Origin of the sequence: Halocatena salina, assembly GCF_023115355.1 — an archaeon.
Lineage (GTDB): Archaea > Halobacteriota > Halobacteria > Halobacteriales > Haloarculaceae > Halocatena > Halocatena salina.
On the sequence record NZ_CP096020.1, the window covers coordinates 414,835 to 434,865 of the forward strand.

Sequence of the window (20,031 nt, forward strand, 5' to 3'; positions counted from 1 at the left end):
TCGACCCACAAAATACGTCCGTTATCCGTCGGGTCACGTCGCTTCCGTAATGGAACTGGCCGGCAGGATCGAAGCGACGAGTTGGGCCTCGATCCGACGGAGGTGTTGTCCGACGGTGCTCGCACAACAGTCGAGTTCCTCGGCGAGATCCTCGTGTGTGGTTTCTCGCGGAACGCGGTAGTAGCCGGTTCGAACCGCTGTGCGTAACACTTCTTGCTGACGGTCCGTGAGCTGGGCGAACCACCGGGGCGTACTCGGGTGGTACGGATGGACGTGCTCAATGTGGATGGACGATAGCTTTCGCGTCTCTCGGATGCGACCGTTGAGTTCCTCTCGTGGTCCCACCTCCACAATTTCGACGCTAGCGGGATCCTGACGGACGTACCGGATCGGAAACCGAACTGAAACGCCGAACGATCGCTGCACCGAGAGCAGTTGCTTGAGCGTCTCGTCCGGATAGAACCGGATCTGAATCACGACCGGATCAGCGTCCCGAGCGACGACGTAGTCGACGACCTTCTCGGGAGCGTCCTCCAAACACCTCCGGAGCGCATCGACCGACCCGTCGATCTCGTACACGATCACGACCGACCCATCCGAGACGAACTCCATCGAACGAATCGATTCGAGTTGCACGCCCGTCTCCCAAACGATCGTTTCCGCCCTGTCGAAATACCCCCGGTCCGGGGTCATGACGTACGAAACCTCCCACATAGTTGTCCTCCAACGATGTTTGTACTGATCCTAACTACCGTTCGATCGGATCGACCTGTCGTTACAGTTCTAAATTAATAACTTCATGGGTGTGTCAAACATTATCCCGTTTGATCATCACACCCCACTTAAAATTGCCCTCATAGACATAAGAAACTTTTATTATAATAATTCCGATGTCTCATTTGTTCCATGCGAGACAGCACACGTTCGGGACGAGAGGAGAACAACGAGACGACCACCGTCGACAGACGGACTGTACTCAAGGGGCTTGGAGCCACTGCGCTCGTCGGCCCCGTCGCCGCCACCGGCAGCACTGTCGCTCAAAGCGTGACGGTTATCGAGGTCGAGGAAACGCTTCTCGGGGGTTTCGAAGCCGATGGACCGTTGCCGGTCGTCGACGAGCTGTTCGTGTTCGTTCACGGCTGGTTCGGTGACACGACAGTCAGGAGTCAGGCGAACAACGTGTTGGGCTCCGTCGAAGCGGGCGGATACACACCAGACGCGGCGGTCGCCATCGAGTGGCCTGCGACCAACTTCTGGTATCCCAGCGCCGAAAGCGACACGGAGGACGTCGGAGCGGAGGTCGCCCGACTCATCGAGGAATACAGCGATAGCGGTGGGGGCAACGTCCGACTGACCGGTCACTCGTTGGGCGGTCGGATCGTCTACTGGGCGGCGACGTCGATCGGATCCGGCTACACGATCGACACCATTGGTGGAATGGGCACTGCTGCAGATGGGTCGACCGTCTGTCCGCTCGGGCAGTGGCACTCGGGGATCGCGGACAACGCGGGAACAGTCCGGAACTACCACTCCCAGAACGATACAACCGTCGGCTCAGCTTACGGCGGCATCGGTGACACGGCGCTCGGAACGGAGGGGGCACCGTGTGATGGTGCGTCGAACTACACGGACGTCGACGTCACCTCGTCGGTCGGTGGCCACCTAGAATACCTCGGTGACTCACAGGTCGGCAGCGATCTTGCCAGCGTCATCTTGAACGACTGATCGATCCAACAGCGGTAAACCAGTTTATACAACCGGAACAGATAGCCGCTACGTCGGAAGCTATGTGTGAGCGCCCTGAGTCGAGATCGTGATGGAGATCACGATCGACCTGATCGACCGCGGTCACATCAGAACCGATCTGAACCACATTATCGAAGGAATGGCGATGGGAACCGCCGAGAATCCCAATCCCGATACGGTGATGGGCGAGGGACCGGTGTACAACTTGGTGATCGATCATCCCGAGGCGACCATCCTCTGGGACACCGGTTCGCATCCGGCAGCGGGAGACGGACACTGGCCCGCACAACTGTACGCGGCATTCGAGCATTACGACGCCCATGAACACGTCTTGAGCGACGATCTCGCGGCGGCGGGCTACGCACTGGAGGAGATCGACGCCGTGATCCAATCCCACCTGCATCTTGACCACGCCGGTGGATTGCACAACTTCGCGGGCACTGACGTTCCGATCTACGTTCACGAAGCCGAACTCAAACACGCCTACTACAGCGCGAACACCGATTACGGAAGTGATGCGTACGTCGCAGCGGATTTCGATCACGATCTGAACTGGGAGATCATCCACCGTGAGAGTGAGACCCACTTTTCAGGGATCGAGTTCCTGCACCTGCCCGGACACACGCCGGGGCTGCTCGGACTCCAGATCGAACTGGCAGACGAGACGCTACTCATCGCAGGAGACGAGGCGTATATGCGCCAGAACTACGACGAGGAGCTACCGCTCGGTGCTGGGTTGCTCTGGGACAAACGCGCGTGGTTCGAGAGCCTCCGATTGCTCAAAGACCGCGAACGGCGACACGATGCGCTGGTGGTGTGTGGGCATGACGCTGGCGATGCCGAGCGGCTCCGTAAACTGTGATCAGAGGATCGAATCGGAGATGATGTTTTTTTGGATCTCGCTCGTTCCTTCGTAGATCTTCGTGATCCGGGCATCGCGGTAGAACCGCTCAACGGGATGGTCGGTTACGTAGCCAGCCCCGCCGTGAACCTGGATCGCCTCGTCTGCAACGTCGACTGCGTGCTCGCTCGCGAACAGCTTCGCCATACTGGCGTACTTCGTCGCCTTCCGCTTCTCACCGTCCATGACGTGGCTCGCAGCGCGGTAGGTGAGCGAACGGGCGGCTTCGACGTTCGTCGCCATCTCTGCGATCTTGTGTGAGATGGCTTGATACTCTTTGATCGGCTGACCGCCTTGCTCACGCTCGTTTGCGTAGGCGATCGACTCATCGAGCGCAGCTTGGGCAGCGCCCAGTGCTTGGGCAGCCACGTTCGTCCGGCCGCCGGCGAAGAAGTCCATCAGCTGGTAAAACCCCTCGTCGATCTCGCCGATGACGTTGTCCGCCGGTACTCGAACGTTCGTGAGTGTGATCTCAGCGAGATCCGAGGCCCGAATACCGAGTTTGTTGTCGATCTTCGTCGCCTCGAAGCCATCGGTGTCTGTCGGCACGAGAAACGCCGTGATCCCGCGGTGGCCACTGCCGGGGTCGGTTTTCGCCATCACGACCGCAACGTCAGCAACGGTGCCGTTGGTGATCCACATCTTGTTACCGTCGATCACCCATTCGTCACCGTCTTTCTCGGCGCGCGTCTCGATCCCGGCGACGTTCGAACCGTGGGCCGGTTCTGAGATACACGAACAACTCGCGGACTCACCGGAAGCGATCTTCTCCAGCCACTCCGATTTCATCGCCTCGTCACCGTAGGCCCGAATCATGCTGCTCCCGAATCCCCGCGAGCCGATAGCGCTCCCGATACCGGGATCGGCGCGCCACAACTCCTCAGTAACGAGCACAGCACTGAGCAGATCCATCCCCGCCCCACCGTACTCCTCCGGAATAGTGGGTGAGATCAGATCGTACTTGGCCGCTCGTTCGACGAGTTCGTACGGGTAGCTCCCCGACTCGTCGTGGTCTCGTGCTACCGGTCGGATCTCGTTTTCACCGAACTCCCGGACGACATCACGGACTGCCTGCTGTTCGTCGGACAGATCGAACGCCATATCTCCGTATCATCGCCCGGCGTGAAGTATCTTCTCCAACAGCTCGTCGCAACGAAAAACGACGCGACGTTACTGATCAGCGCTGTCGCGCAGCTCGAACTTCTGTACCTTTCCGGTAGTGGTTCGCGGCAGTTCCTCAACGAACTCGACTGTCCGGGGATGTTTGTACTCCGCCAGCGTGTCGAGACAGTACTGTTTGATCTCCTCGGGCGTCACGTCCCCACCCGGAGCGACGAAGGCCACAACGGTTTCACCCCGGCGCTCGTCAGGAACCCCAACCACGGCGGCATCGGCGACCGCAGGATGTTCGAAGAGGAGTTCTTCAACCTCCCGTGGATACACGTTGTACCCGGCCGTGTTGATCATGTGTTTCTCCCGATCCACGACGTAGAAAAATCCATCCTCGTCGTAGTATCCGATGTCACCCGTGTGGAACCACCGCTTCCCATCACGTTCGGTGAACGCCCCTTCGTTGGCCGCCGGCAGGTCGGCGTACCCTTCCATGACGTTCGGCCCGTGAACGAGAAGCTCTCCTGTCACGGAATCGAGATCAGCGTCGTCCTCGACGGGACCGCGCTCGACGGGCGGCAGTTTCTCACCCGCACCATCAACGATTTTCGCCTCCACACCGTCGAGCGGTTGACCGATGCTTCCGGGACGTCTGCTACCGGGCTGGTTCGCGTGAGTAACGGGACTCGTTTCGGTGAGACCGTACCCTTCGTACAGTTCAGCGTCATACAGCTCCTCGAACCGCTCTAACACCTCGATCGGAAGGCTGCTCCCTCCGGAGTTCACGAATCGCAGGGAGGACAGATCAGCCTCGGTGGCGTTCTCCTGGTTGATGAGATCGTTGAACATCGCCGGAACGCCGTGCATCACCGTCAGCTGTTGGCGCTCGATCAGCGACAACGCCCGTTGTGCGTCCCACTCGGGGAGCGGGTAGTACGATCCGCCTTCGAACAGCGTCGAGAGCATCGTGACCGTCATCCCGTAGATGTGAAACAGCGGCAACGCTCCTAGGAACCGATCGTCGGAACGAACACCGCCATCCATCAGTTCCGAGACCGCGCGCGCGTCCCACGCGAGATTCCGGTGGGTGAGCAACACACCCTTGGGCGTGCCGGTCGTTCCGCTCGTGTACGGTTGGACTGCCACATCGTCGTCGGCTCGCTCGACGGGAGCCGAAACGTCGTCCGCTGAATCGAGGAACGCAGCAAACGACTCCGCCGCGTCGCTGTCGCCGACGCTCACGACGTGTTCGACGTCCGTCTCGTCTTTTACTTGAGTGACGTACGGCACGAGATCAGCGAGCGTGAGGACGACCCGCGCCTCGCTGTCAGCCAGCAAGTGCTCGATCTCGCGGGCCTTGTACTGGGGATTCATCGGCACAACGATACCGCCAGCGTGCAGCGTTCCGAAAAAGCCGACAACGTACTGGGGAAGGTTCGGAAGGTAGATCGCTACCCGATCGCTCGGTTCGATGCCCCGTCCCCTGAGTGCGCCAGCGAATCGACGAACCTGCGACCAGAACGCTCGATAACTGATGTCTTGGCCCTCATACCAGAGCGCCGTCTGTTCGGCGTGGGTGTCGACGGTGGAAATCACATCACTGACCAGGTTTGTCACGGTTGATCACAGTTATCATGAACTGTGGGTTCTCAAAAACCTTTGCCTATCGATGAGCAACGGGCGATCGGATCGAAAACCGCTGTCCGAAGCGCGTTCCCCAATATCGAACAAGCTTATACTGATTTGGAACGAGAGAACGAACATGGACACCGACGACACACCGAAAACGCTCACATCCGTCGAAAAGACGTTTTCGATCGTCGAAGCGCTGTGGAAACTCGACGGAGCAGGCGTCACTGAACTAGCCGACCATCTGGACTTATCAAAAAGTACGACGCACGCTCATTTGGCGACGCTGGCGCAAAACGGGTTCGTCGTCTCTGAAGACGGACAGTACGAACTCGGTCTTCGGTTCGTGAACTTCGGCGAGTACGTCAAACGATCGCAACCGCTGTACGCGGTGACACGGCCCGTCGTCGAGGAGGTAGCAGAAAAAACTGGGGAACGGGTGTTCTGTATGGTCGAACAACACGGACTTGCGACGGCACTCTGTATCGCCGCAGGTGACCGTTCGGTACAGACGGACATCAGAGTCGGAACGCACTCCTACATGCACTGTTCGTCGTCAGGGAAGGCGATCCTCGCCCACTTACCTCACTCGCGCATCGAGGAGATCCTCGATCGGTGGGGACTAAAGCGGTTCACGGAGAACACGATCACGGATCGAGAACGCCTGTACGACGAGCTTAGCGACGGTCGTGATCGAGGGTACTTCTTCAATCGAGAGGAGTATCGAACGGGTGTTACTGCGATCGGCGTTCCGATCGTCGACGGCGGAGATGTACGCGGCGCGATCTCACTGTCGGGTCCGGCGATGCGTCTCGAAGGCGACTGGCATGAGCGAGAACTACCGAATCGACTGCTGTCGGCTGCCAACGCGATCGAAGTCGATTTATCGTTCCATTAAGAGGCGCGGTAATGTCACTAATCCCCTAATTCCTTCGAGCGTCCCCACTACAGAACAGAATCCAATCATCGGTAGTAGAGTACGAATCGGAGCTCGATGCTGACAATCGATCAAAGTAGATAATTTAAGTAGTGGTGTGAGGTATCTGTATGCGCACGATGACGATCGACAATACGCCGGTGAAAGCCGAGGCGCCGGATCCGGAGATCGAAGCGATCTTGGACGTGATGGACGAACAAGACGTGCCCCCGATTCCGGCTCTCACACCGCGGGCAGCCCGGGACCAGTTCGAGGCAATGAACGAGTTCACCGAAAGCGAATCGGTCCATCACACACAGGATATCGAGATCGAGGGACCGGACGAACCGATCACGATCCGACTGTACAAGCCGACTCCGGCGGACGACCTCCCGGTTTTCGTCTTTCTACACGGTGGGGGATTCGTGTTGGGTGGTCTCGACAGCCACGACAACGTATGTGCCGCGCTCGCCAACCGAACGGAGGCACTCGTTCTCAGCGTCGACTATCGGCTCGCTCCCGAACACCCGTTTCCGGCGGCCGTAAAGGACAGCTACGCGGCGCTAGAGTGGGCAGAACGCTACGCCAGTGATCTCGGTGGGGATCCCGAGCGGCTCGCGGTCGGCGGCGATAGCGCTGGGGGGAATCTGACGGCCAGCCTCACGCTATTGGCAAACGATCGGGATGGACCGGAGATCGATCGACAGCTCCTCATCTACCCCGCTGTCGGGACGACCCCCGTCGGCTCGCGTCCGGCGAGCTACGAGGAAAATGCCGAAGGGTATTTCCTCGAAGCCGACGAGATGGAGTGGTTCCAGCGGAGCTACGTGCAAGATTCCATTCACGCCCGCAACGAGTACGCGGCCCCGCTGTTGGCGCGGGATCTGTCTGGCCTGCCGCCAGCGTCAGTCATCACCGCCGGATTCGATCCCCTGCGCGACGAAGGGATCGAGTACGCTCGACGACTGGCAGAGGACGGCGTCGAAGTCACCCATCGCAACTACGAAACGATGATACACGGGTTTCTCAGCATGACTGGCGTCGTTTCCAAAGCCGACGACTGTCTCGACGAACTAGCCGACGATCTCGCAGACACGTTCGAACAGTAACCACGCGATCCCGTTCATCGTCGCCTGTGGAGACGATACGCTCGCCGTCAAAACGCCGTAGATCGTGCTGTGAGCCACCGGTATCTTTCTGGTTGCACTCTATCCCGCTTCTAACACGGTGCAAGTGAACCGTGACTCCAACCGACACTGTTTCGATCGATCAATAACCCTTCATAACGAACGTCGATCGGTATCGATTCGGCATCGGAAACGGAACGTTTCCCCTTGGACGAACAGAAGTACAGAATAAATTACCCATTATAGAATGGATTCGTATGCGATGACGTGAGATCGCTCCGCGGAGCAACCAGTCGGCGTTTGGACTGTCGATCGGACATAGATCTCATAATCCGTCATAGCGGCGTAGTATTACGAATATCGAACGGTTCATACCTTGGTTACTGTCGTATACGGCTTTCGAAGGGGTATCCGGCAGTCCAAGCGTCAACGATCGTTCGAGGAAGAATCGTCCATCTCCGGATCGTAGCCGCCGGTAGAGTGTGATTATTTTTGATTGATCCGAGTGTGGTGGAATGAGTCGAACGTGGTCGGGGGCGACAGCTATTAGGTACTGCGGTGCGGTGATCCGAAACGAATGTCAGAGATACAAGCAGTCGTGATCGGCGAGAACCGCTTTCCGTTCCATCGGCTCGAACGGATCGGCCCGTCGCTTCGCCGGGCGATCGACGTGGAAGGGATCGCCGTCGACCTGACGACCGACCGGGACGAGCTGTGTGATCTGATCGGATACGACGTTTTGATCGATTACACGACGGACAGCACATTCACCGACGAGCAACGATCGGGGCTGCTCTCGTTCGTCGAAAACGGTGGGGGCTACGTTGGCGTCCACTGTGCTGCCGACCTCACGACCGTGGTCGAAGGAGCGCGCGAGGAGCCAGTTCCCGATCTCCGGGCGCTGCTCGGGGGTCACTTTCTGACCCACCCCGAGCAAGGGACATTCGACGTGAACGTCGTCGACAGCCATCACCCGGTGTCGGCCGGACTCGATGGGTTTACTGTCTGGGACGAGCCGTACGCCGTCGCTCATGACGACGTACGGGTTCTCGCTCGGATGGATCATCCGGAAAACGGAGACATGCCGGTTGCGTGGGTGAAACCGTACGGCGACGGACGGGTGTTCTACTGTTCGCTTGGCCATGGAAAGCCCGCATTCGCCACCGACGGCGTTCGATCACTGCTCGTCCGAGGGATCCGCTGGGCCGGTAACGAGTGAAAGCCGTTCCCGGCTCTCGGAGGCTTCTCGACAGAACTGTTCATCACGTCCCGCCACTACGGTCGCGCTACGGCTCCGGACGGTACCAACGGCAGGTGCCAACAGCTATATTTCTTTGTGTTCCAATCACGTGTGTATGCACGAGTTAGGGCTCTACGATGGAGCAGCCTCTGCGTCGGAACTGAAGATCGGCTACGTCGGTGGGGGAAGCCAAGGGTGGGCACACACGCTCATCAACGATCTAGGCCAGTGTTCGGATCTCAGCGGAGAGGTCGCCCTGTACGACGTCGACTACGAAGCGGCCGAACGAAACGCCGAATTCGGCAACCGCGTGATGGAACGGACGGACGCAGTCGGTGACTGGCGATTCGAGGCGTATCGAGAGATGGACGCCGCGCTATCGGATTCGGATTTCGTCGTCTGCTCGGTCCAGGACCCACCCGAAGAAACGTTCAAACACGATCTCGACGTGCCCCAAGAGTACGGCATCTACCAGACCGTAGGCGATACGGTCGGTCCCGGTGGAACGATACGGGCGCTGCGAGCCATTCCTCAGTACCGGGAGATCGCTGCCACAGTCCGCGAAGAATGTCCCGATGCGTGGGTGATCAACTACACCAATCCGATGACGGTCTGTACCCGCGCGCTGTACGCGGAGTTTCCCGACATCAACGCCATCGGCCTCTGTCATGAGGTTCACCCGTTTCAAGAGCTATTTGCAGAAATCGCAGAGCGGTACGTCGAGACGGCCGAGGACGTCGACCGCGAGGAGATCGACGTGACCGTCAAGGGTATCAACCATTTCACGTGGATCGACGCGGCCGATTGGGCCGGTCACGATCTGTACGACTATCTTGACGAGGAACTCGAACGCCGCAAACCACTCCCCGGCTACGAACCCGGCGACATGGCGGGTGAGTCCTACTGGAGCAACCATTTCCAGATCGCGTTCGACTTGTACGATCGGTTCGGCGTACTCGGTGCGGCGGGCGACCGACACCTCGCGGAGTTCGTTCCGTGGTATCTCTCTATCGATGCACCCGAAGAGATCCAGCGCTGGGGGATTCGGCTTACACCCAGTTCTGCCCGCGTCGGTGGGGAATCCCCCGACAAGATGATGACCACTCGCGTGGACGAATTCGAATTCACCGAGTCGGGTGAAGAAGCCATCGAGATCATGCGCGCGCTGTTGGGCATCGAACCGTTCAAAACCCACCTTAACTACCCTAACGAAGGACAGATCAGCGATCTTCCGGAAGACGTAGTTGTCGAAACGAACGCCTTGCTCACTGGAAAAGGCGTTACGCCGCTGTGTGCTGGCGGTCTACCCGACGAGATCCACAGCATGGTCAAGCGCCACGTCACCAACCAAGAGACGCTCATCGAAGCCGGATTCGAGGGTGATCTCGATCGTGCGTTCCGAGCGTTCCTTAACGATCCACTCGTGACACTCAAACGCGAACACGCAGCAGAGCTGTTCGCTCGGCTCGTCGAGATCGAGCGCGAATATTTCACCGACTACGATCTCCGGAACGCGACGGTCGTGGAGTGAACAGTCCCGCTTAGGGATCGGGGAAGTCGTCCGGAACGGCCGGCGGTCGTTCGAGCGTACTCGAGAGCTCGATATACTCGTTTTCCGCCCCCGAATCGCGGATCCCTGTCATGATGTCGAGCACGTGGAGCGCCAACGCCGCGCTGGTTCGGTGGTGCCAGTCAGTCGTGAGGGCATAGGCAAGATCCAACAACCCGAGACCGCGTTGATGTCTCGACTGGTTGCGGGTCACCGAGATCTCCTGTACCTCGTCTACGCCCTGAACACGGACGCGAGGCGTACCATCGAACCGGTTGGGATTGGTGAGTTGAAGAGTACCCTCCGTCCCGTAGATCTCAAAGCCCGTCACCGACGTTTCCCAGACGTCGAAACTCATCATCACCGTTCCGACGGTCCCGTTTTCGAACGTGACCGTTCCGGTCTCGTGGGTCGGTACCGTCACGTCGATCGTTTCCCCCCATCGGGGCTCGCTGGTGATCGTCCGTTCGTCAGTCGCTTTGGTCGTGGTGCCTGCGACTGCACGCGCAGGACCGAGGAGCGCGACGAGCGCCGTGAGGTAGTACGGTCCCATATCGAACAGCGGACCACCACCCTCTTGGTAGTAGAAGTCCGGATCTGGATGCCAGTGTTCGTGACCGGAGGTCGCCCAGGATGCGACAGCACCGACCGGATCACCGATCCGGCCCGCTTCGAGCACGTCCCGACACGTCTGTAGCCCGCTTCCGAGGACGGTGTCGGGAGCACTCCCAACGAGGAGGTCCTTTTCCCGCGCCGTCCGGACGATCTCCCTCCCTTGGGTCATCGAGGTCGCCAACGGCTTCTCAGTGTACGCGTGCGTATCGTTTTCCAGCGCTCGTATGAGGAGATCCCCGTGCGTCGAGGGCGGCGTCAGGACTACCGCGACATCGACCTCCGGGTCGGCGAGCAACGCATCGGTCGGGAGAACGCGACACCCATACTGATCCGCCTTTGCTTCGGCCCGTTCGGTCGCCAAATCGGCACAAGCCACGACTTCGAGACAGTCGAACTCAGTTGCGGTCTCGAAATACACGTCGCTGATCGTTCCACACCCGATAATACCGAGGGTAATCCGTTCCATAATCGACAATGTATGCAAACGAGCAAATAGTTTTCGTCCGAGGGCATCGTTGGCTCGGGGCTAATGGTTCCCCGTGAGGGAACGAGGCGGAGTACTCCGTACTACCGCTTTGGATCCTCGTCGTGGGCTGGTTCGATGTTCAACGTCGGCAGGTCGTCCATGCCGGTTCCGATGTAGAAACTCGGATGCGGTGGTTGGTTATACCCTGCGTTCTGCCATGCCACGCTCGTCCGATACTGAGAATCGTGCATCAGAGTGGGTATCCTGTGTTCGGTCGGGTGTGTCGTCGCATAGATCCGAAGCGCACTGCTGTCTTCGGTCCGCCAGAGCACCTCCTCGCGCCAATCCCCGAGAATGTCGGCCGACAGACACGGAGTTCCCTTCGTATAATTATTCGAATACGTCCCCTCGAAGGTGAGTAGAGTCTCCAGTTCTTCCGTCTCGTGGTTCCACCGGTCGATCTTGCCGACCCCGATTTCGGCGTCGTCGTCCCAGTCGTGATCGAGGAGTTCCCGCTGGAGATCGCCCGTCCACCAGATGCCGAAGTTGGCTGATGGGACGGGATCGGCGATCGACGTTCCATCAACGGTGTGCGTGTCGACACCCCATCCCCACGCTTCGGCTCCCCGGTGGGTCGGATCGATGTCGGCGATCATCCCTCGGCCCGTGTCTTCGCCGGTGTGTTGTCCCCAGATCAGCTCGCCGGTTTCGGCGTCCCGGAACGACGCACCGTACGGTGCGGTCGTCGGTTCGTGAACCTGAAAAACCTCCAGTCCCGGGCGGTCGGGATCGAAATCACCGACGTGGAGCGCATCGCCGTGGCCCCAGCCGGTCGAGTACAGCCCCGTGCCGTCGTGATCGACGACCATCGCACCGTAAACGATCTCATCGTGCCCGTCGTCATCGACGTCCGCGACGCTGAGCTGGTGATTGCCTTGTCCGGCGTACGCGCCGTTGCCGGGATCATCGCTGTCGAACACCCATCGCTCGGTGAGTTCACCATCCCGGAAGTCGAACGCCGCCAACATGGTTTTTTCGTAGTATCCACGGGTCATGAGGATACTCGGCCGCTCGCCGTCCAGATACGCGACACCCGCGAGGAACCGATCGACACGGTTGCCGTAGCTGTCACCCCAGTCCGAAACGTTGCCTCGCGCCGGTCGGTAGTCGACGGTCGCGCGTTCGGCTCCCGTCTCCCCATCGAACACGGTGAGATACTCTGGTCCCGTTAGGATCCGTCCCGTCTCGTTGCGGTAGTCGGCATCCGGATCACCGATGACCGTGCCAGTGCCGTCAACAGCGGCATCCGACGTTCGTACAGCGATCTCCGCGACGCCGTCGCCATCGAAATCGTAGACGAGATACGGCGTGTAATGCGCTCCTGCGCGGATGTTCCGCCCGAGATCGATCCGCCACATGAACGTGCCGTCGAGCTGGTAGCCATCGAGATACACGTTCTCGGTGTGTCCCTCGTGAGCGTTGTCCTTGGCGTTCGACGGCGTCCATTTGAGCACGATGTCGTAGCTTCCATCGCCGGTGAGATCGCCCACGCTGGCGTCGTTGGCGCTGTAGGTCACCGTTTCCCCGTTGTGGCCGACCGTTTCAGACGGCTTGTTCAGCGGGATCTCCCGGTAGCTCCGATCCCAGACGGTCGTCGTGTGGGTGGACTCATCGACGCCGATGGGACGCAACGAGTACGTCGAGGACGTCGTTCCATCGGGATCGAGATAGTTCGTGCGATCGCGGATCGGCGCACGGTTTACCTTCGTCCCATCGCGAAACAGGTGAAACCCGATCCGATCGGGATCCGTTCCGAGGAGCCGCCAGCGGACCAACACACCTTCATCCGTTGGCACCGCCACCATCCCCCGATCGAGCGACTCCATCTGCCGGAGTGAATCTTCATTTCGTGGCCCAGTCGCAGCGCCGCTCGTTCCGAGAAAACTTGTAGCTAACACCACTCCCGATAGGCTGACGAACGAACGCCGATTAAGGCGACTCCCGAACGCTTGTTCTGCATCCGTCTCTCTGTCATTCATTGCTGTCAACGCCTCCAACCTCCGTTGAAAGTGAATTGTTAAAAACCTTTTGTCGGTCGAACAGATGAAGCCGACGATTTCGTAGCCGGTGATGCCGGATACAGTCACCATCAAAATCCGACGCCAGCACTGGCATCAACTACGATCCGTATGCCGTTACACGCGTACGGATGTAACTGCCGATCAGTTGTGACATGGGAGCTGCGGAAAACGTCCGGTGGTATCGGACGCTGTGAGCAGAGCGAGATCTGAAAGGAGGCGGTGAGTAATCAGTAGCGCAGTAGTAAGCGATACGAACGGAACCGGAACGATCCGGTAATGGGGGACGATTACGCCTCGTCGAAGTTGAATAGAGGTTTGATGGTTTTCGAATCGAGGAACGCCTCGAAGGCAGCCGCCGGTTCGGACACCGAGAAGGACGTATCGACGACGTTGTCTGGATCGATCGCGCCGTTTTCCATCAGTCGGAGCGCCTGTTCGAAGTTCGTCCACGTCGATCCGTAGGACGTGTTCACCTCGATTTCACTCCGAACGATGGGCGTCATAAACAGGGAGCTGGGGTCGCCGGGCAGCCCGACGACGACGACCTGTCCGCCTTTCCGGGTGACGTCGACAGCTGTTTCGATACCGCTCCGGTGGCCGGTGGTATCGAAGACGACATCGAACCCGAGTCCATCGGTTCGTTCGTCGACCAGTTCTTCGAGCGACTCCGATTCCACGTCGACCGTATCGATATCGATCGAGGCCAACCGAGGCAGCCGGTCCGTGGTGTCCTGCCCGAGACCGGAGACGAGCACGTTCGCACCCATCGAGTCGGCGATACACGCGATTAGCGAGCCGATGGGACCGGGTCCCTCGACGAGCACCGTATCGCCGGGCGTCACACTCGACCGATCGAACACCGCTCGAGCGGCAATACTGGTCGGCTCCGTGATCGCCGCTGTACCGAGGTCGACACCGTCGGGAATCGAATGCAGGTGTTGGGGTTCGACGACCGTGTACTCCGCGTACGCCCCATCCCGGTGCATTCCAGTGATTGAGAAGTTCTGACAGACGTTTTCTTGACCGTTGTCACACTGGAAGCAATCGCCACAGTGGTGGATCGGTTCCTCGACGACACGCTGGCCGGTCGAAACGCTCGTCACCCCATCTCCGACCGCGACGACTTCTCCGGAGTATTCATGACCCATGATCCGCGGAATGGGAATCCATTCGTACCCTCCGTCGTATCTGTAAGCGTGGGCGTCACTGCCACACAGTCCAGCTGTGTGAACACGGACCAACACCTCGTTTGGATCGGGCGATGGACGGTTTCCTTGCTGTACCTCTACGGTTTCTGGACCGGTTTGAACGATCTGTTTCATACACGAGCAACTCCATGAACCGCTGTACACTGGGGTGCGGTCACCAGCTATAAAGGGGTTTGGGAGTTCGTTCGAAAACCGCTACGTACGATAAATATTTAAGAGGAGCGCACGCCCTGCTGGTATGCGACGCGACAGACTCGAGTTTCACAACGTAGGCGAGTGCCGGGCGGTCGAAGAGGGAGTGGTCCTCCAGCGCGTTCCCGAACGCGTTCGAACGGCGTTGAACGAAGGAGCACAGACGAGGATGGTTCATCCCGCGGGCGTCGAACTTCGGTTCGTGCCCGACGACTCTGTCTCGGTAACGCTCTCGACGAACCCAACCGACCGCGCCACGGAGAGCATCGTGCGCGTGTTTTGGGGATCGATCCAGAGCACTGAGACGTTCGTGATCGGACCCGAACCGACGACCATCGAGCTGTCCATTCCGGAACCGCTCACGGACATCCGTCCCGAAAAACGGGAACCGCTCGCGTACGATCCCCACGTCTGCCGGCTCGTACTCCCCGGCGAACACCGGGGAGCCCACGTCTGCTATCACGGTGTCGAGGGAGACAGGCGGCCACCCACCGAGGCGGAGCTTCCCGATCAGAGGTATCTGGCGTACGGAACCTCCATCACGGAGGGAGAAGCCGCGGTGGCCGAGCACCTCACCTACGTCAACCAGACTGCCCGCCGCCTCGGTGTGGACCCGATCAATCTCGGCTCCTGTGGCACGGCGTACTGCGATCGAGCGATGGCCGACCACATCGCTGCCCGCGACGACTGGGACATAGCGACGCTCGCGCTGTCGGTCAACATGGTCGATCGGTTTTCGGTTGAGGAGTTCCGCGAACGCACGACCTACATGATCGACAGGATCGCTGCTGCCAACCCCGATGCGACGATCGCGTGTATCACCATCTATCCGAACGCACGGGACGTTCGTATGAGTGTCGACGGAGAACGCTGTGAACAGTTCCGGCAGGCGCTCAGAGACACTGTTGCCGACATCGACAACGTCTCCCTGTTCGAGGGACCGGAGATCTTACCCGACATCGGTGGACTCACGACCGACCTCGTCCACCCGGGCGACAACGCGATGATCCGGATGAGCGAAAACCTCGCCGATACACTCGAAGCCGTTCGCTGACACCCCTATGGAGCCAACCGCGGATAGTCCCTGAATTTATTATCGAAAATATTTAATTAATTTTATAATGTATAAAATATATAGATGTAGTATGGTGGGAGATGACGTACCATCCAGTATCGAGACCGATCACACAGCCGCCACCCCGGTTACGCGTCGGCGCGTTCTACTCGGGGGGGCCGGACTCCTCGCCGGGATCGTTGGGACGGCGAGTGCGAGCAGTCACGACGCCGAAGTGTACCAAACGGGTAGTACGTGGTACGCTACGAACGGCGGGACGGTGTATTCGGGGGGAAGCTACCGGGACGCGATCCAGGCCGCAGTCGACAGTCTCACCGATGGACGGACGACGAAGGAGAAGGTACTCATCAAAAACTCCGGAACGTTCACCGCCACGGAGTCGCTCAAGTCCGTCAGGCTCGACAGCTACACGGTCATCGATCACAGCGGCACGATCTTCGTCGATGACACGGGCGAGGATCTCGTCGTTCCGTTCGAGGCCGAAAACGTCCACTCGGTCGAAATCCAGAACCTCCGCGTCGAGGGCAATCCCCGGTATGGGCTCTGGATCAAGAGCTGTTCGGACGTGGCGCTTGGCACCATCGAAATGTCGCTGCATGAGACGACCGACATCGGTCTGGGGATCCGCGTCGACGACAGCGGTGGGTCCGGACGGACACGGCAGTTCAGTCTCGAATACGCATCGATCGAGGGTGCTGCTCATCACGCGGTCGAGACGTACGGCGTTGACGGCGTCGATATCGGCACCGTGGAGACGGTCGATACGGGGGGCTGTGGACTGCTGTTGAACGACACGACCGACGCGACCGTAGGAACCGTAAACGCCACGCGTGCGGATCAGGGGGGCGGGTACGCCGGCTTCCGGTGTGCCAACGACTGCGGTCCGAACGTCTCTCTCGGAGAGTTACGGGCCATCGATTGTGGCCGTGGGCTGTTCACCGTTTCAGGCAGCCACGGCATCACCGTCTCGAACGTCTACATCGAGGGCTGTGAATCGGGCGCACTCATTCAAGACACGCAGAACACGACCGTCGACGGCGGCACCATCACGGGCAACGTGGGCGAAGGGATCCGCATCGACTCGCGCAGTTCCGATGCCCATCCCCACACGCGCGACGTCACGGTCCGAAATCTCCAGATCGACAACAACGACTACGGCGTCTACGAAACTGGACCGGACACCGAAGAGAACAGGATCCTGAACAACAACTTCTGTGACAACGCCACGGCCGCCATCGAAACGTACGCCACCACCACCGAAGTCACCGGCAACACGTTCTGTTGATAGCGACACGGCTGTGGCGATCGACGGCTCATGAACGGAACAGCTAGATCGTTTATCCGGTATGGGCGGATAAAATCGGCTGTTTCGAGCGGGCAGTTTGAGACCCGAAACGTGCTATGAGTACGCTACGGGGTCGTAGTACGACGCCGGCGATACCGGACACACGACGGTCAGTCAGTGATGATTCGGTAGGTGCCAGTAGTAACGTCGACCGCGACGGCGTCACCAGTGTCACGGACGGCATCGATACCGGATAAGTCTGGTGTGCTCGGCTGGTCGACAGCGACGGTCGTGTCATCAATGACGATGCGGTCCGACCGGGATGGAACCACGACGGTCGCAGTGGTGTTCCACGGGATCGTCACGGTGAGATCGATCCCGTGATCTCGTTCCCAGGAGACACGGACGGCACCGCATTCGGTCGGAACGTGGCCGGAAGCGGCGTCGAGTCCGGCGTCGGGCGGACGGATGCGGAGCTGTCGATCGGCGTGGGCCTCGAATCGAACACCGAGTAACACGCGGAAAACGTAGGTGAGCACCGTTGCACCCATCGCGTGCGATTCACTCCGGTTTCGACGGGCCTGCTCGGAAAGTGCGTCGACACCACAGTGCCACGATTCCCACGTGAACGTCCCGCCCTGTTCGAGGATGTTGGCCCAGCCGTCTGCCGTGGAATCGGTGAGCAACTCAACGAACGCTGCTGGTCGGTGGCTGGTCTGAAGCGCTTCGAGCAGCCACGGCACCATCATCGGTCCCATCTGCATTCCCGAGTTGACGACGTGATCGGTCACGGTCTCGATCGACGACGCGGGAACAGTGCCGGTCGCAAGCGCGAGCGCGTTGGCGTGCTGGGAGGCGTGGTCGCTGGACGCGTGGGCGTCACAGCCATCAACGAACAGCTCGCCGTCATGGAGGTGCTCGACGACGGCCATCTCCAGTTGTCGGCGGCGATCTTGGAAGTACGCTCGTTCGGAACGGGGGCGGTCTAGCGCAACGGCGATGTCTCTCGCCCGCGCCAGAGCATTCACACCGAAGAGATTGACCGTCGTCAACGCGGGCCAATCGCGGTCGTAGCCGTACCGCATCTCGGGCGGCCAGTCCACGATACCCGCCTCGTACGGCCCACCCTCACCACCGCTGAGAGTCATCACCAATCCGGTGTCGGGATCGATGTGTCGGACGACGTAGTCGGCGACTGCGCGGACAACGGGGTAGGCCGTTTCGAGCACGCGGCGGTCGTCGGTGACTTGGTAGTAGCGCCACACCCACTCCGGGAACGCCTCGGTGAACTCCGGAATGTCCCGTTTACCGTCGCCGTTCGGATACACGGCGTTAAGCCGGCCGGTCGCTGCCCAATATCGGTAGTGGGACCGAACGAACTCCCGAATAGCGCCTCGGCTCAGCCGTCGTTCGCCGAACGCGAGCGTCGTCACCCGAGAGATATTGAACGCATCCATCAAGAACTGTCCTTTCTCGCGGGTCGGGGTGTCGACGAACCCTTCCTGACAGCCGTACAGCGCGGAACGGCGGGCTAACTCGACCACGTCGTCGAGCACTGGGTTCGAGGAGTCGAACGCCGCCGCGTGCCGATCCGGAACCGCGTTGTGCGAGACCGCGATCGACACCTGCTCACGAGAAAGCGATTCGCCCGGGTCATCGATCTGTAGATAACGAAAGCCAAGGTAGTTGAACGGGCGGAACTCCTGTACACCACCGCGCTGAACGTAGGCGTACCGCATATCCGTCGCCTGAGTGCCGTCGGTGTCGGACACTGCGCCGTCACGGTGATAGCCGGCGCGCAACTCGACGCGGTGGCCGTCCGTTCCCGCGTCGAAGCGAACGACCGGCCGACCGGGGTACACGCGTCCAAAGTCGAACACGATCGATCCGGAATCGAGCCGGTCGACCGATTCAGGATGGACCGTCTCGTGGGTGACCTCGCGGCGTTGGGCCACCAGCCGCTCCCACGGGTCGGTCGGGTGGTCACCGACGACCTCGACCGACTCCCAGTCGACGTCATAGCCCGGTTCGTCCCAGCCGGGCGAGAGCTGTCGTCCATCGATGATTTCGACCGGCTCGGCGATCTCCTCATTGCGAAGCGGCGCGTCGACCCACGGCCCAGCGGTCGTTTCCCAGCTGTCATCGGTCACCACGGTCGTCGATCGTCCGTCCTCGAAGTCGATGCGAAGCTGAAGGAGCAGCCCCGGCTCGCTTGCGGGCCGGCCCTGTCCCGCGCCGTGATAGGCGTGTACGATTCCCAAAACGTTTTCACCGGAACCGAGATGCTCCGTCACGTCGAGGGCTTTGTAGTATTGAAAATCGGGATATGCGAACGCCTGTCCCCGGTCGACCGAGTCGCCGTTGATCGACAGCACATACTGGTGACTGGCAGAGACGTACACCCGGGCACGCTCAACCACACCAGTTACCGCGACCGACCGCCTGAAACAGGAAAACGGGCTGCTCTGGTCAGTTCCAGCCCGTCGTATCCATGACGCCTCCCAGTCCTCCGCAGAGAGTCCCATCTCCCACGTTGCTGGCTGGCTCCACTCGCTGGGTCGATCGGCTTCATCCCACACCCGGACGATCCAGTAGTACCGGCAGCCAGCGGCAAGCGGTGGACCGTCGTACTCGATGGCGGGGCGCTCCGAGCGTCGTTTGCCCGAATCCCAGACGTCTGCTGCTCTGGGGGTGAGCCGGTCGGGAGCGGACGCGACGAGGACGCGAACAGCCGACTGGCGAGCATCCCGCCGATCGGTTGCCACACGCCACCGGAGAGTCGGGGTCGGTTCGTCGATGCCGATCGGATCCTGTGCGTACTCCGTTCTGAGGTCGATCGGCCGGTCTCGATCGCTCATCGGTGTCTCGTTGGATGGGGGGCGATAAAACCG

General features: G+C 60.0%; 15 protein-coding genes. 8 read left to right on the forward strand and 7 right to left on the reverse strand.

Annotated elements, in window-relative coordinates; translation table 11 throughout:
* Positions 1 to 33 precede the first annotated feature (33 nt).
* Positions 34 to 714 carry a helix-turn-helix domain-containing protein gene (locus tag MW046_RS14720; RefSeq protein WP_247994917.1) on the reverse strand — a complete coding sequence of 227 codons (681 nt, stop codon included), beginning with the start codon at positions 712 to 714 and terminating at the stop codon, positions 34 to 36.
* Positions 715 to 906: 192 nt separating this feature from the next.
* On the opposite strand from MW046_RS14720, the gene MW046_RS14725 reads away from it, so the two are divergent.
* Together MW046_RS14725 and MW046_RS14730 are read left to right on the forward strand one after the other, a co-directional pair.
* Entirely contained in the window at positions 907 to 1,725 is an 819-nt protein-coding gene (locus MW046_RS14725; RefSeq protein WP_247994918.1) for an alpha/beta hydrolase family protein, read from the forward strand.
* A gap of 88 nt (positions 1,726 to 1,813) precedes the next feature.
* Complete coding sequence (locus MW046_RS14730) at positions 1,814 to 2,608, forward strand: N-acyl homoserine lactonase family protein (protein WP_247994919.1); 795 nt, start codon at positions 1,814 to 1,816, stop codon at positions 2,606 to 2,608.
* Here MW046_RS14730 and MW046_RS14735 read toward each other — a convergent pair whose 3' ends face one another.
* Both MW046_RS14735 and MW046_RS14740 read right to left on the reverse strand, forming a co-directional pair.
* Positions 2,609 to 3,748, reverse strand: coding sequence for an acyl-CoA dehydrogenase family protein (locus MW046_RS14735; protein WP_247994920.1), 1,140 nt, complete (start codon positions 3,746 to 3,748; stop codon positions 2,609 to 2,611). It lies immediately after the preceding gene.
* Between the two features lie 69 nt (positions 3,749 to 3,817).
* Positions 3,818 to 5,374 carry a long-chain-fatty-acid--CoA ligase gene (locus MW046_RS14740; protein WP_247994921.1) on the reverse strand — a complete coding sequence of 519 codons (1,557 nt, stop codon included), beginning with the start codon at positions 5,372 to 5,374 and terminating at the stop codon, positions 3,818 to 3,820.
* A 145-nt stretch (positions 5,375 to 5,519) separates the two neighbouring features.
* On the opposite strand from MW046_RS14740, the gene MW046_RS14745 reads away from it, so the two are divergent.
* The 4 genes from MW046_RS14745 to MW046_RS14760 all read left to right on the forward strand — a co-directional run bounded on the left by MW046_RS14745 (position 5,520) and on the right by MW046_RS14760 (position 10,200).
* Positions 5,520 to 6,284, forward strand: a complete 765-nt coding sequence (locus MW046_RS14745; RefSeq protein WP_247994922.1) for an IclR family transcriptional regulator — start codon at positions 5,520 to 5,522, stop codon at positions 6,282 to 6,284.
* Between the two features lie 149 nt (positions 6,285 to 6,433).
* On the forward strand, positions 6,434 to 7,411 hold the full coding sequence (gene lipP1 / locus MW046_RS14750) for a LipP1 family hormone-sensitive lipase (protein ID WP_247994923.1): 978 nt from the start codon (positions 6,434 to 6,436) through the stop codon (positions 7,409 to 7,411).
* A 595-nt stretch (positions 7,412 to 8,006) separates the two neighbouring features.
* Entirely contained in the window at positions 8,007 to 8,648 is a 642-nt protein-coding gene (locus MW046_RS14755) for a ThuA domain-containing protein (RefSeq protein WP_247994924.1), read from the forward strand.
* Positions 8,649 to 8,784: 136 nt separating this feature from the next.
* Positions 8,785 to 10,200, forward strand: a complete 1,416-nt coding sequence (locus tag MW046_RS14760; protein WP_247994925.1) for a family 4 glycosyl hydrolase — start codon at positions 8,785 to 8,787, stop codon at positions 10,198 to 10,200.
* A gap of 10 nt (positions 10,201 to 10,210) precedes the next feature.
* On the opposite strand, the gene MW046_RS14765 is transcribed toward MW046_RS14760, so the two are convergent.
* From MW046_RS14765 to MW046_RS14775, 3 genes are all read right to left on the reverse strand, one after another.
* Positions 10,211 to 11,299: a Gfo/Idh/MocA family protein gene (locus MW046_RS14765; RefSeq protein ID WP_247994926.1), complete on the reverse strand. Its 1,089-nt coding sequence runs from the start codon at positions 11,297 to 11,299 to the stop codon at positions 10,211 to 10,213.
* 101 nt (positions 11,300 to 11,400) lie between these two features.
* Entirely contained in the window at positions 11,401 to 13,338 is a 1,938-nt protein-coding gene (locus MW046_RS14770) for a rhamnogalacturonan lyase (protein ID WP_438268196.1), read from the reverse strand.
* Between the two features lie 329 nt (positions 13,339 to 13,667).
* Positions 13,668 to 14,702 carry a zinc-dependent alcohol dehydrogenase gene (locus MW046_RS14775; protein ID WP_247994927.1) on the reverse strand — a complete coding sequence of 345 codons (1,035 nt, stop codon included), beginning with the start codon at positions 14,700 to 14,702 and terminating at the stop codon, positions 13,668 to 13,670.
* A 124-nt stretch (positions 14,703 to 14,826) separates the two neighbouring features.
* Between MW046_RS14775 and MW046_RS14780 the strand changes: the two genes are divergently transcribed.
* Entirely contained in the window at positions 14,827 to 15,834 is a 1,008-nt protein-coding gene (locus tag MW046_RS14780) for a GDSL-type esterase/lipase family protein (protein WP_247994928.1), read from the forward strand.
* A 91-nt stretch (positions 15,835 to 15,925) separates the two neighbouring features.
* Entirely contained in the window at positions 15,926 to 17,140 is a 1,215-nt protein-coding gene (locus MW046_RS14785) for a right-handed parallel beta-helix repeat-containing protein (RefSeq protein ID WP_247994929.1), read from the forward strand.
* A 170-nt stretch (positions 17,141 to 17,310) separates the two neighbouring features.
* Here the strand turns inward: MW046_RS14785 and MW046_RS14790 are convergent, their stop codons facing one another.
* A complete protein-coding gene (locus tag MW046_RS14790; protein WP_247994930.1) occupies positions 17,311 to 19,998 on the reverse strand; it encodes a family 78 glycoside hydrolase catalytic domain in 2,688 nt (895 codons plus the stop codon).
* Positions 19,999 to 20,031 lie beyond the last annotated feature (33 nt).